The 14,747-nt window shown below is 40.9% G+C and carries 11 protein-coding genes; all 11 read right to left on the reverse strand.

Annotated elements, in window-relative coordinates:
- Positions 1 to 26: 26 nt before the first annotated feature.
- The gene (locus tag EKN16_RS09060) at positions 27 to 1,511 is read right to left on the reverse strand and encodes a hypothetical protein (protein WP_125655599.1); all 1,485 of its coding nucleotides are present in this window, start codon (positions 1,509 to 1,511) and stop codon (positions 27 to 29) included.
- Positions 1,504 to 2,322 (reverse strand): amidohydrolase family protein, encoded by an 819-nt coding sequence (locus EKN16_RS09065; RefSeq protein ID WP_232016315.1) that lies wholly within the window; start codon positions 2,320 to 2,322, stop codon positions 1,504 to 1,506. The genes EKN16_RS09060 and EKN16_RS09065 overlap by 8 nt, the downstream gene beginning before the upstream one ends.
- 11 nt (positions 2,323 to 2,333) lie before the next feature.
- Entirely contained in the window at positions 2,334 to 3,119 is a 786-nt protein-coding gene (locus tag EKN16_RS09070; protein WP_125655606.1) for an amidohydrolase family protein, read from the reverse strand.
- Positions 3,120 to 3,135: 16 nt separating this feature from the next.
- Positions 3,136 to 4,173, reverse strand: coding sequence for a phosphotriesterase family protein (locus EKN16_RS09075; RefSeq protein ID WP_125655608.1), 1,038 nt, complete (start codon positions 4,171 to 4,173; stop codon positions 3,136 to 3,138).
- 58 nt (positions 4,174 to 4,231) lie between these two features.
- On the reverse strand, positions 4,232 to 6,256 hold the full coding sequence (locus tag EKN16_RS09080) for a hypothetical protein (RefSeq protein ID WP_125655610.1): 2,025 nt from the start codon (positions 6,254 to 6,256) through the stop codon (positions 4,232 to 4,234).
- A 102-nt stretch (positions 6,257 to 6,358) separates the two neighbouring features.
- Positions 6,359 to 8,110 (reverse strand): extracellular solute-binding protein, encoded by a 1,752-nt coding sequence (locus EKN16_RS09085; RefSeq protein ID WP_125655612.1) that lies wholly within the window; start codon positions 8,108 to 8,110, stop codon positions 6,359 to 6,361.
- A 63-nt stretch (positions 8,111 to 8,173) separates the two neighbouring features.
- Positions 8,174 to 9,076, reverse strand: coding sequence for a carbohydrate ABC transporter permease (locus EKN16_RS09090; RefSeq protein WP_125655613.1), 903 nt, complete (start codon positions 9,074 to 9,076; stop codon positions 8,174 to 8,176).
- Entirely contained in the window at positions 9,073 to 9,939 is an 867-nt protein-coding gene (locus EKN16_RS09095; RefSeq protein WP_232016316.1) for an ABC transporter permease subunit, read from the reverse strand. The genes EKN16_RS09090 and EKN16_RS09095 overlap by 4 nt, the downstream gene beginning before the upstream one ends.
- A gap of 227 nt (positions 9,940 to 10,166) precedes the next feature.
- Entirely contained in the window at positions 10,167 to 11,960 is a 1,794-nt protein-coding gene (locus tag EKN16_RS09100) for a cache domain-containing sensor histidine kinase (RefSeq protein ID WP_232016319.1), read from the reverse strand.
- Positions 11,961 to 12,024: 64 nt separating this feature from the next.
- Positions 12,025 to 13,647 carry a response regulator transcription factor gene (locus EKN16_RS09105; protein ID WP_125655617.1) on the reverse strand — a complete coding sequence of 541 codons (1,623 nt, stop codon included), beginning with the start codon at positions 13,645 to 13,647 and terminating at the stop codon, positions 12,025 to 12,027.
- 108 nt (positions 13,648 to 13,755) lie between these two features.
- Positions 13,756 to 14,598, reverse strand: coding sequence for a GNAT family N-acetyltransferase (locus EKN16_RS09110; RefSeq protein WP_183530825.1), 843 nt, complete (start codon positions 14,596 to 14,598; stop codon positions 13,756 to 13,758).
- Positions 14,599 to 14,747 lie beyond the last annotated feature (149 nt).

The following is a 14,747-nucleotide window of genomic DNA, read 5'->3' on the forward strand; positions in this document are numbered from 1 at the left end:
CTATTTTAATAGTCCATCAATTTTCCTTAATAAATTACTTTTCGAATCTTCATGAAATCAGCAATCGTGGCTAATTCCTCGGTGTAATCTCCATAGCCGATGATGCAATGATGAGCAAAGCCCTCTTTAATCAATGCTTTGAGAAACTGTTTAACCGGTGTTTCAAATTGAATGACTGCCGTGATTTCTTCACAAGGGATGTTCTCCGGAATATGAAGTGCCTTCCCTTTCACAATGAGCATTTTGTATCCATCTGCATCGATGATGATATGGGCTACAGTGACAACACCCGCTTTCAGCGTATATTCAAACCCAAATCCCTGCCCTTTAAGTCCCCACTGCTCTGGAGAGCGGTTGACCTTCACCGTGTTCATGTCTGTCGCATATTCCGTATTTGCATAACCATGATGGACCATCAGGATTGCATTCAACTGCTCGTCGTATTCTCCCCACTCTGCGTAAGCCGGGGTTTTACCGCTGAGCTTATTTAGAAGGATCATCATAATCAAACCATGGATATCCCCCTCGGTATTGACCACATATTTGCCTTCTTCATGCATAAGCGTGTTGGCTAGATATGAGGTTGTTCCTGTCTTCTCCTCCACATAATGCTGACCTAGAAGCGTTAATGCATCCAATCTGAATCGTTCAATCGTGTTCTTCAGGGCAAAATAAAACTTAGAAGATTTATAGATATCCTCATCCTGGAGTCCAACTATACTGAAACGACTCTTGGTACTTTCTGCAATGTCCTTGATCTCCTCATCCGTTACTTTGCTGAATTGTTCGAGCAAATGATCGACTTGGATTGAAATGACATTCGGTCCAAGGGTGCCTTTAATCATCGTTTTATCATATTCAAAGTCATACATGCCTCTGAACACATGTCCAATTACACCTATATTTGTCGTTTTCAGACTCATATACGCCTTATATGCACGGATATATCGGGTCATTTCCTCATAAGCAGATCCATCATTAATCGACCCAACCACAACCTTTAAGTCTGTATACCAGCCCATTTTCCTAAACGTAGCAGCCAGCTGGAGATTAGCGATCAATCCGCTATTCCGCAAAATATTCTCATAATTGGTTTTGAGATTGATAGTATTGTCATGCTGCGTATTAAAGAGAATGACCGGCACATGACGTATATGCTCCAATGCCTGGATCGCCATATAATCGGGACAGTAGGTACCGGCTACATATACAATAAGATCAACCTGTTCAAGAGCTAACACTTTCCCCGCTTCATCTGCAGAATCGAGAGTATCAATGATTCCGGGCCAAATTACATGGTTATGATTCAAGTGTTTCTGGAGATTATCGAATATGCAGGTCATATCTGCTGTAACGTTATCTCTCAAGGAATCCGGGAACATCCGCCAATATTCAAAAAAACCGACTGTGAGCAGCCCGATCTTTAGCTCTTTATCCTGCACTCTTGTTGTTAGCAAATCCCCGAACACATTCCCTTTGGCTGTTTCGAAGGATTCAATCATTTCACTCATGTTTGGTATATTCCTTTCTATTTAGCAAGCGGATTGCATTATGATGAATAATATTCTGTATATCCTGATCGTCGATTCCAGAGAATAACACACTCCCTAGCATGTAATGCGGGTCATACCAAGGAAAATCAGTACCGAATAAAACTTTCTCGGAGGACGCCCCCCTGACCATCTTTTGCACCATGCCGTTTAAACGGCCCGTATCGCACAGCTCCAAGTACACATTCGGCAAGCGGCTCGCTATTTCGATCGCATAGTCGGTTTCTCCCGGTGCGGAATGACCGAGCAGAAACTTGATATTGGGATATTTACAAGCTAATTCCTCCACCATTTGCGGTGGATTGTAGAGACTATGCCCCCAAGTATGCGAGAGCAGCAGCAGTCCGCGTTCGTTGGCAAATTCATAGATTTTTGTGAATTTCTCACCATTAAGCGGATACTTGTGATAATCGGGCAAAAATTTAAAGCCTACATAGCCTTCTACTTGATCAAAGCTTGCCAGATCACGGTCCAAATCATGCTCATAATTCGGATTAAACGTGTAATAGCCGTATATTCGATCAGGATATTGTTTCATTGCTGCAAGAATTTCCGAGTTTCCGCCAATTGGGTCGAATAAAGCGCTGTGCGGTGCAGAAATGATGCATTTGATATTTTCCCTGTCCATCGTTTGAATCATCGTGGTCAGATCTGCTTCCGGCAAGTAAGTGCCATAGAAGGGTCCCATATGCGTGTGCATATCGATAATGGAGAGACTGCTTAACCTTCCCGTTTCCATAAACTCTTCTGCCAGCTTTGATTTATTGGTCATCCGGATTCCGCTCATAGCTTCACCTCGCTCCAAATTCTTTCAATATTTCTATGGGCAATATTCTCGATGGCCTCTCGTGTAATGCCAGCACCCACTAAGGTTACGAGCGGGCCGCCGATACAATTACTAGGAAAATCAGAGCCAAACAGAATTTTTTCCGAACCGAATTTGCTGCAGATGTCCTTAATTTCGCCTGCCGTCTGCATATCACCACTTTCGATATACACATTTTTGTAGGATTTGAAGAGAGGATACAGGAATCTATCATGGCTCCATAACCCATAATTATTAAGAATTACAGTCAGCTTGGGGTACTCTTTGAGCACATTGTAAATGACTTCCCAACCCGCGTTCGGAGACAAGTATAATGGGATATGAGCAGCTTCAATTTCTTGCAGAAGCTCACCCATCGTTACCGCATTTAACAGGTAACGGTTTCGCTCGGGATAAGCTCTTAACATCATGACATTGGATGTTTTCATGCTTTTAAACAGATTTTCCGCAGAAAATTCACTTTCCGTAATCGGCGGCAGAATCGTCCAGGTTGGGATCAGTCTGTCTGGTGCTTTGTCTACTTCGGTAAGAATGTTCTGATTGCCATAACCAGGATCCACATCGATCATCGTGTTATGATAAACAATCGCTTGCTCGATTCCGCAGAAATCCAGCTCGGCCAGCAGTTCCTCGGCATTGCGGGCTTGCTTGACCTTTTCTTTAACTAGGAAATTCTCATGGTTGACAACTTCATAATTGACTGTTTTATAGCCGATGGCACAGTTGCAATCAATAATTTTCATCGGACACCTCTTCTCATCAATCTTTTCCATCATCCAAAAAGGCGGCGGGATTATGCACCATCAAGGTTTCGATTTGCTCCGTTGTGAATCCCTCATCCTCCATCATCGGCATGATGTTTGTGATCATATGGTCATAGCCCCAACCGCCATAGCTGTGCAGGCATGTTTTCAGGCAAATATCGTTGGATAGTAGTATTCTCGTAAGGAATCCATGGTTAATCAATTCCTTAATCGCCCTAACCCGCTCAATATCTCTCGCAAAGAGCCCTTTAAGGACACTTCTATGTCTCTTATCGGAATAGAACTCTTTCCCAAAATTATCAAATTCCACATAGACCCCTTTGTTAAGCAGATCCTTTATATAGTCCAGCTTTATATCCACATCAATATGATTAATACATATTTTCTCAGGCGCAGCTCCATGTTCAGTAAGTATCTTCACCACTTCATATCCATTGGTAGCCCATAGATCTGTGTGCACATGAAGACCAAGTCCGGTCTCCTTCTGCGTGATAGCGGCTGCGATCAGCGTCTTTTTTTCATTCGGATAGATGATTTCGCTGGTTCCAATTTCACCAATAACACCTGCTTTGATATTCGTTCCATCGATCCCATGTTTGATTTCATGGAGCAGTTCTGCGGCAATACCTTCGATTGTCTTATCGTCCATATCCGGTGGGTGGGACGCTTTGATGTAGTAGCCGCAGCCAGCAATAACTTTGATATCGAGCGCCCTTGATAATCGGGCAAGCAGGACGGGGTCTCTGCCGATATCTCGCAATGTAAGATCGACAAATGTCGTTCCTCCGGCTTTTTTAAACTGCAGGATCTCCCATTCCATGATCTTCTCATCTTCGAGCACCGCATTGTCCAGTACGGCGTATGGATTCCGCTGCAGCCTGCCTATATTGGACATATTTACCTTTTCCCGTGCCAGTACCTTACCTGAAATCGTGTGTGGTGCAGGTACCAGATTTCGTAATTCGATGAAAGCATGCTCATGCGGCAGCACCAAACCCAGACTGCTCGCACTCACCTTCCCTGTTACTGTCATAACGGACAACTTATTCACCTACTCCTTGTTTGATGTACCTATCTCTATCTGTTGGTAGTCATTTAAAACTAATTTCTACCATAACCATGCCACGCCCTGGGACGATTAGATTAAAATTTGAATCCTTTGGCTTGATAGGTATACCTGGAAAATCGGTCAGAATGCTCATGCTTGCAATGGGACGACCTACATCGATATGCGCCCGTTTGTAGTTCACATGGAGATTTCTGATGAGAATCCTCCATATTCCACCCTCCATCTCCAATACGGTAGTTCGGATATGCTCCGCATGTTTGGTTACTTTCGGAGATCCTGCAGCATCTACCAACACCCGTATACATCCATTTAGGAAGCTATCAGATACCGAATTGAAATAAAGGCTATTTATCCAAGATAATGAATCGTTAACTTTGGAAAGATCGTTCTGCGTATCCGATAGACGATTCGCATCCGTTTCCTCCACAAACATGCTCAACACTGTGCCGTTTTCATCCCGTACCACACAAAAGAACTGGTTCAGTTCGCATTCCCCATTTAAGCCGATACTCTCCCGCTCTTGCGAAATCCGCTCCGTCATCCTACCTACCAGTACGGACGACCCATTTCGATAGGTGAGCACCTGCTGGAGCTCCTGTTCTGGTAATAAATGTACATTGGCCACGAATATGGTGCCATTCTGCAATTCATTTACATTTACAACACATTGTATCGGCGCGCCGCGCTCTATCAATTCAGTTACAAATTTATGCACAGGCCAGTTGCGAGTTTCGGTATAATCCACTAGTGAACGGTGTAACACTTCGTCAGACCAAACAAAGCTAGCTCCTATAACCCGTTTAGCTAGTCCCTCATACCCGAGGTCCCAGCGTTTTATGAGCCATTCCCACCCATCCTTGCTTATCCCATCCCCCAGACAAGCAACAAAGCCCGATGTACAGCGCTTTACCCCATCTTGGTCTTGTAAATAAATATTGGAAAATGAATAGATATCTCTTTCTACCAGAGTTGGGACGTGGCTCAGGGCATCATATTGCTCATTTGTATCTTGGATTGAATTCAAACCAATCAGCTTCGTATCTGGCACATAAGCCTTAATTGCCATCAACATGGCCATAAATTCTGAACCAGGATCATATTCCATATCATCCACACCGGATGAACATGTTGCTCCAACTGATTCCACGACAATACCATCTACTCCAGCTGCTGCTAGCAGTTTATAATCCACCCCATAACGATACAGCGCTTCAAACGGATCTCGGGTCCATGCCGAATTGACAACGCCTTTTTTGCCCATCTTGTGGAGTGCCGACATCATTTTCTTCCATTGCTCCCCCCATCGGTGAGCATAGAAGTGAATCCATTCCGTCCGCTTGTTGTGCCAAATCCATTCGCCCCGCTGTACCATAGCAATCGGATCGCCATCGCAAACAAGCGCAACCCCATTACCCAATTCCACCTCACTGTAGTGAATGAATTGATCCACCATATCATCAGAATAATCGCCCTCCGCAAGGCTTAAACGTGGACTGGTGTAACCATCAGCGCCATGATAGCCATCGAAGTTATAATCTTGTAGGATAATCATTAAATCGTGAATCAATAAATCCTCGTAGTAGCTTCCATCCTTAAATCGTCGCAACGGATTAATTACCGGGAGTGCTTCCCCTCTCTTCCTCATTTCATAAAGCTCCGGATGAGCAGCGCACCACTTGCTCTGCCTTAGTGAATCTTCACCTTCAACATGAAAGTGAAACAAATTAAAAAAGCTGCAATATATTTCAATACCGTGCTTTTGCAGCTCAACGACAAGTCCCCGCAGCTGATAATTGGTCCAAGCCTGCCTATTACGTTCCTTTCCATATGGACGTGCCCCGTAAGAGCAAACCTCCATGGGTAGAACATTTTCTCGCTCCATTCCTTCATGGGCATGCACAAAATCAGGTGAGAACATGAGCAATGAAATGCCTTGAGGAATAAAGCCGATATTGTCCAAATACGCCTTAACGCCAAAATCGCTTTCTGTATGATCGAACCCGATTAACTCAATCCATATCCATTTTTCATAAGGGCGATTATTCATCTTTTATCACTCACTGTCCTATCATTCTGTGATTTCCACACGGATACGTTTTAATGAAATAAGAAAGGCAGCAACGAATGTTACTGCCTTTTCACATGGTAATTATGATTTAACTTCTGTCCAAATCTTCGCCGCATTTTTGTAATTATTCATCCAATAATCTACTGATTTCTGACCCTCCATTGCCTTCAATTCATCCAATACTGTTTTTTGAATACTCTTGTATTCGTCTTGAGATTTAGCGAGAATCAGTTTGGTTTGCATACGTGCCAAGTAATCCGCAATTTTGGCATCCAACCGTTTGATATCGTCGGGGGTGTTCATATCCAACCCATAACTCATGGCTGAGTTAATAAATATAAAGTTAATCTCACCCGATTTGACCCGTTTGTCGACAAGTTCCCCCGGATAGGATACGCCATAATGACTGCTATAATCTTTATTCAATGGGGATAAGCTCTTTATCAGTTCTTCCTTAGACTGTCCATAGGCGATCGGTACGTTATACTTCGGATCGTTATAACCGGCAACAGCACCAGATAGATTCCAATACTTACCCATTCCAGTCTTTTCTGCATAAACGGCATCATTCCGCTTATCGGCGTCGATTACTTTCGGCTTGCCATTATCTAACTCCCATTGCTCTCCTTCAAATCCGTCGTTAATCAATCTGGACCCTTCGGACGTCAAGATGTAATTGATCAAATCCATCGCTCTCTCTGGATGTTTGCTATTTTTCGATATGACCCATAGTCTCGTCTCATTACCATCTGGGCTGACAGCATCCGTAGTCATGCTCTGTCCTTTAGGATAAGGAAGCCCTACATATCCAGATAAAGGATCTTTTGCAGCCAGCAATTCATTGGCGGCATTCGTCCCCAGCCAGTGATGCGTGCTGAATAACACAAGACCGTTCTTCGTTTTCTCCTGTAAATTCTCGAATTTATGCACAAAAGAGTCAGGATCCAAAATTCCCAGTTGATTCGCTTTGAAGTAAAAATCCGTACCTTTCCAGAATGCATTATCCGTATCGAAAAACCCTCCGCTTGGTTCACCTGTCTCCGGATTCAAGCTAATAAAATTATTAGCTGTCAATCGGTTAAAGGCATTATCAAACGTGCGATAAGTGAAGAAATCCGCAAAGTATGGTGATATACCATATGTTTTCTGTCCTTGGTCATTCGTAGGATGCTTATCTTGCATAGCCTTAAGCATATTAAGAAGATCATCCATATTATTTACTTCCGGGAATCCAAGCTCCTTATAGTAATCCCAACGGATAAGATAACCTGGAGATTCATAACGTTCCTGCGGCGCAAACTGGCTGGCCAATCCAGGAAGCGCATACAATTTATTCGTGTCAGCGCTCCAGAATTTCTTGCTGATCTTGATTCGGTTAGGCAATTCTTTGAGAATGTCCGGACCGTTAGTTGTAAGCAGATCGTCAAGAGGAATAATTTGATTTCCTTTAATTAACTGATTCAAATGATCCTTATTCGTCACGAGAATAATATCAGGCAATTCACCGCTAGCCATCTCTAGGTTAAACTTTTTGTCATCATTCACTCTGTCAATATCTAGCGATACACCAGTCTGTTTTGCAATTTCCATTGCAATTTCATCTGTTTGTACGCCTGATGGAAATTGACCTACAAATACAGGACCGTCACTAGAGAATTTTAGAGTTATAGGCTCCTTGGACGGTTTTTCACTCGGTGAAGTACTTGCTGGAGGTGAATTTGTAGAGGTAGGCTGATTCTCCCCTTTGTTCGAACAGCCAACCATAGCAACACATGCCACCAAAGTAATCATTCCTGCAATTCTTCTCAAACTGATTTTTCTTCTTTGACCCATTTTTAGATTGCCTCCCTTAATTATGATATATATACAGAGTTATATTAACCTCAGTTATATCCGCTACCCTTTTACAGCACCAAGCATAATGCCTTTGACAAAATATTTTTGCAGGAAGGGATATACAAATAGGATGGGGACTGTAACAATCATTGTAATCGTCATTTTCACAGACTGCGGTGTAATCATAAAAGCAGCTTTATAGCTTTGATTCGATTGTTGACTCATCATCCTCATGCTTGCTTCGGTAGCCAGTGATTCCGTTTGACTCAAGTAATTGTATAGTAAAAGCTGCAGCGTCTGGAGCTTGGGATGACTGACCAAAAATAAGTTGTCCACCCAGGAATTCCACTGAGCTACGGCAGTAAATAACGCAACTGTAGCAATAATAGGCATGGATAAAGGAAATATAATTCTAGTGAAGAGTGTTACATGTCCTGCGCCATCCATCATCCCCGATTCCGCCAGTGATGGAGGAATTTGCTCAATATAGGTCTTAATCAAGATGACAAAAAACGCACCAACCGCACCAGGAATAATATAAATAAGAAAGTTGTTTTTTAATCCAAGCTCTTTCATTGTGATATACCATGGAATTAACCCGGCATTGAGATACATCGTCATAACAACAAAGCGATAAATCCACTTACGTAAGATCAAGTCTCTTTGGGTGACAAGATAGGCAAAGAACGAGCTGCAGAACACGGTAATCACTGTACCAAGGACAGCTCTTAAAGTCGAAATGAAGAACGCATTTGATATGTCCTGCAAAACAAACAGCTTGGCATAAGTTTTAAGCGTGAAGCCAACTGGCAGCAAATAGACACCCCGTATTGCCAAACTAGGATCACTGACAGAATTAATGAGAATATAATAAAAGGGATATATACAGCAAAGTACGAACAAGGACATAAATAGCCAGTTGCATAAGTCAAATGCCCAATCGACCCCACTTCTTTTGTTCATATGATGTTCTCTCCCCTTACTCGTTTAGCAATCCGATTCACTGTAAATAAAATAATGATACTGATTACTGTTTTTAAGACACCCAATGCAGTCGCATATGCGAAGTCATTGTTCTGAAATCCAATTCGATAAACATAGTAATCTAAAATTTCTAATTTATCGGATACCAATGGATTCATGAACACGTAAAACTGCTCAAATCCATTACTGAGCAAATTGCTGACATTCAGCAGCAGCAATACAATGTAGGTGGGCATGATCCCCGGAATAGTTACATACCAGATCATCCTAAACCTACCTGCCCCATCTACATTCGCCGCATCATACATTTCTGAATCGATGCCGGCGATTGCCGCCAAATAGATGATCGCCCCCCAACCAAGCCCTTTCCAAAGCCCAATCCCGATTTGAAAATACCATGCAATTGCTGAATCCCCTAAAAAGTTTATTGGATTCTGAATAAGATGCAATTTCAACAGCAATTGGTTGATAGCGCCGTCATTAACAGAGAAAAAAACGTAAAATATAGAAAATGTCAATATCCAGCTAATAAAATTCGGCAGTGTTGTCGTCGTTTGAATGAATTTAGAGAAAGACTTTTTTTTGATTTCATTTAACAAAACGGCAAAGAGGACACCCGCAGGAGATGTAAGTATTGTTAAAAAGCTGATTGCCAGCGTATTCTTCAATACACGGATTAATTCACCCCTCTCTTCAGTGAAAGCAATAATGAAAAACTTAAACCCTACAAATTTACTCATCGATAAAGGGATACCTGGCTGATAATCATAAAAAGCATAAATCCAACCAAACAAAGGTAAATAATTGAATAGAAAAATCAATACGATTAAAGGTAATGCCAATAACAACAAGATTACACGATTTTTAGTAAGCTTTCGCCTCTTTTTCTTTAACACGGGCATCGTGCGAACCGGGATGTTCTCCATAGTCTGTGTCCACCTTCTCTCGATTTATATTTATTTTACAATCAAAAAAACGGTATAAAAATAATCAATTCGACGAATACATATACTTTCTTCGTCAATCGATTATTTCTATCCCGTATACTTCTTCAAAATCTTGCACTTTTTTACGCGATGTTGTTTATTTTTCTATTTTGAGGTATCCGGATTTCGATCGTTGTTCCGTGACCTGTAATGCTATGGACTTGCAATTCAGAAGATATACCAAAATGAAGCTTTATTCTCCGTTGGATATTCAAAAGCCCGATGCCAAATTCGTTGTCCTGCAATAGTGAAGCTTGCTCTGAATCAGTAGAGCGAATCCACTCGTTCAATCTTTGCAGCTTGTCTATCGGAATTCCTATGCCGCTGTCTTTAACCTGAATGTTGAAATTTTCATCATCCATTTCATTTACAATAATCTCAATAACGCCTACATAATGATTCGTTTCCAGACCGTGCATCAACGCATTCTCGATTAAAGGTTGGAGAATAAACCTCGGTACAAGACAGGTCAGCAGCGAATCCGGGATGTGATATTGAATAACTATACCTTCCCCGTAACGATTGTTCATAATTTTCATATAGTTTTGGATATATTCCAATTCCTCCTCTAACGTATAGAAAGTCGCCGGATTCTTAAAGATTGGTCTCAGCATGTTGCCTAATGCGTTGATAATCTCCACAATGTTCCCTGCTTTCATTACCGTAGCTGTCCACTTAATCGTATTAAGCGTGTTAAATAGGAAGTGAGGGTTGATGTGAGACTGGAGAATTTGAATTTCTAGTCTTCGCTTCTCTTCGTTATTCCGTTGGTCCCGCTCCAATGACTGCACAATGCTTTCAGACATGCGATTAAATCCGCGGCTTAACATGCCAAACTCATTTCTAGAATGCTTGGGGATGATATATCCCACATCGCCCATTTCCATAGTACGCATCGCGGCGGTCAGTTGGTAAAGTGGACGCATAATTTTACGAATCCAAAAAGAGGACATGAAAAATGTAACCAGTAAACTGATAAGTAAAATCCAAATGATTATAGATTTCAGGTTTAAAATATCTTTAACAAATTCCGCTATTGGAATTTCTTTGATTAATGTCCACCCGGTATCACCCAGTTTTAAATAAATAATTTGTTTATCGTTTAATCTGAAGCTCCCATATGTCTTCTCAGATTGAATGGATGCATAGTTGGTACTTATTGTTCCTATGTGCGCCTGGTCAGCATGAGATATGATTTGTCCATTCTGATCGGAAATATAAAGTTCTCCACTAAAGTTTTTAGTAAGATTGTTATACAGCGACAATAACGATTTTTCGTGAATATTAATGATTAGAGTAGCGCTCGATGTGCTTTGAGTAACGGACTTTACAGCACGGGCAGCAGAAATAATATTTTTCTCACCTTTTTTAGATCGACTGGTTTGATCAGTGAAATCTGCTATTTGATTAGCACCCGCCCATACTAATTTGGGGAAGGATTCTTTTGCTTCGCTGTAAACAGACGTACGTTTCAGATTAGAGAAATACAGTAACTGCTGTTGTTTGGAGGCGTTGGGCGGCAATAAAATTCGAAACAACGAATTTCCCAGAACCTTTCCGTCTTCTGTGTAAATGAATACAGAATCCAGATAGTTATAATTACCGAGCAATACATCCATTTGATTCAACACATCTATATTTAGCTGAATTCTGTCCGCTTCTCCTATTACCCTCAGATTTTGATCGAGATAATCTTGAACTTGGGGAGTACTTAACAATTGTGTGGATATCTTATCAACCTCCTGACGAAAAGCATTGATGGTATGATTGACCTGTTCAAATAATTGCATTGTATTATCCTCTGATTGCTTCTGCAGAATACTGAGCATTCCGAAGTATGTTAAAGCAGCGCTCAACATAAGGACGATAATACTCATGAGCATGAAAGAAATCCCCATTTGAATCCGCAGACCAAATCCAATGCTCCTAATGATTCCTTTACTAATCTTCTTCATATCCTGCATTTTCCTCTACCGGGTTTGTCATCCACTGATTTCTAAATTCCCGAGGTCCGACACCTGTAGTTCGTTTGAACATCTTACTAAAGTAAGTATGGTTATCCATGCCTACCCTTTCGGCAATCTCATATGATTTCATCTGTGTGCTAAGCAGGAGCGCTTTGGCTTTTTCTATACGAAATTTTAACAAATACTCGACAAAGTTAATTCCCATTTCTTTTTTAAATAAAGCGCTTAAATATCCAGGACTTATTCCGACATGGCTGGCGGCTTGCTGAAGGGGTATATCTCCAGCATAACTCCGTTCAATGTAGCTCAGAACCTTGATCACTTCTCTACTTAACTTTCTTTGGCTTTTTATCTCTATAATTTGATCCAAAAATTCATTGGAAATGTCAATCATTTGATCGAGAATAGTTGCTCTTAACAGCCTGTCCGCGTATGAGGCAAATAGAGAGACCTTCCCTGCATCGCTTACATGGAGTGAACTCATAGGCCATTGCAACCATTGAACAAACATTCCCTTAATATCCGCCTTTATCGATAATGAACCGCTTTCATATAAATTCGAAACAGATATGTACATCGCCTTGCTTTGTTCTTCATCTACAGTCTCCCATTTATGGATATGCTGAACTAATTTCTCCTTTATGATCTCTTCAAAACGCTTCTCACTTCCTTCACGACAGTTTAATACAGCACCAAATCCAAGAAAAAATTTCTTCTCCAAGACCTGAATACTATCATTATATTGAAGCCTAAGAGCCGAATAGCCGTTTTTTTGAGTACTGATTCCGAAGGAAATAGATACATTGAAATAAGAGAGCATTACCTTGCGAATATGCTCCAAAATTTGCTGGAGTATTTCCGTTATCTTCTGTTCACTGACCATGTCATGGAAGCTAAATAGTAATACATACCGATTATCTTCATCATGAAATGCCTCTCCCCGACCATGGCTTTGCAAAACTTCTTCCAATACGTTTAACAGGGATATGCGGATCAGTTGCCCTTTTTCATCTTTGAATTTATCCTGCAATTGTTTATATTGATCAATTTCCATTATACAAAGCGTTAACTTGATCGCTTTAAGCCTCAGATTCATGCCAGCTATAGTATTCGAAAACTCATTTTCCGTATACCGATTGCGAAACATGAAATCTTTAAATATATTTTCCTTTAGCGCATCCACATCAAGATTTGGAATCACTTTTATTTGCGGCTGACTAGCTTGCAGCTCGGTATGAAGTTTCTGTAAGACATTCTCCATCTCTTCGGAAGTCATTGTTAATTTCACTATGTAATCACTCACACCTAGACTCATTGCTTTGTGTAATAAATTAAATTGCTCTAGACAGGTTAATATCACGATCTTCGTGTGCTGATCTTGCAACCTAATTTTTGATATTAATTCCATCCCGTCCATTACCGGCATTTTTATATCTGTAATAATAATTTCCGGTCTGTGTTCCTCGTAAACTCGCCAAGCATCTTGTCCGTTAGCCACGTCAGCGATAACCTTCATATTGAATTTATCCCATTCAATCATACTTTTCAGACCTAGTCTAACTAGCATTTCATCTTCTGCAATGAGAATACGGTACACAATTGCACCTCCTGTATATCATATTTCTACCAAGATTCGATGATCAAATTAGTATGCCATATAATTTTCAGCTGAACAATATGAGGCTGGATCTTCATCCTCCCCTATCTACCCCTTCGAATAATTATTCTTCTTAAGGTAATTACTAATCACATCTTTATTTTCATGCCACCATAATATCGGCAAATCTCCAACTTTCACGAATCCTAACCGTTTCACAAGTCGGTTGGAGGCTTCATTCCCAGCATCGCAGTCCCAATACGGTTTAAGTCCAAGTGATCTACTTCTTTGAATAAAATGAGTGCATACGATTGATGCAAGCCCCATATTCCGGTACTTCTCCAACGTAAGGATATCCGGAGCAATAAATCCTCCTCCGATAAAGAACGTATTGCAGACGCTTGCAAATTCGCCATTGGATCCTATTATACTGAACCCAAAAGCATTTTGAAGGTAATCGTCATCAGACTCCCAAAGGAGATCGTATGTGTTATCAATTTGGGTTCGGTAATCATTATAATATTTTTTATCTATTTTGGAGATTTGAAATCCTGCGGGGAGCTCTGTATTACAATTCGATTGATCGTAATCGTCCAAAACGTAGTGAGATCGTGTTAGTTGTACCACCTCTCCTCTGAGTGCGGATTCTAGAAAAAGGTGCCAATCCACAGATGAAGAATAAAGATCGTAGAAGTTTGCATGGTTGGAGCGATCTTGTAAAAAAGCAATTAATGAATTATTAAAATTCGAATCTGACAAATCACCAAATACATAGTAGCACCCACCACGATTCATAATTATTCCTGCTGTCGGATCTGTTTTACTGTTAACGAATACTGTACCTGGTTGATTAAGTTCAAGAACCGAATACACAAAAACGTTGTGAAAGTGAAATTTATCCTTAACAACTCCAATTATATCCTTATAATCACAGTTCGATAGTTGTATCACAATGATCAACCTTTCCCTTATGTTTGATAAAAACATGAACGTATGGGGATATTAAAATAGAAAAAGAGCTACCAAAAAAGGCAGCTCCGACGAATCCAGTTACCATTACTGGAACACTGGCATGAATAATACCACTTTCCACATATCCC

It is taken from the genome of Paenibacillus baekrokdamisoli, from assembly GCF_003945345.1.
Lineage (GTDB): Bacteria > Bacillota > Bacilli > Paenibacillales > Paenibacillaceae > Paenibacillus_Z > Paenibacillus_Z baekrokdamisoli.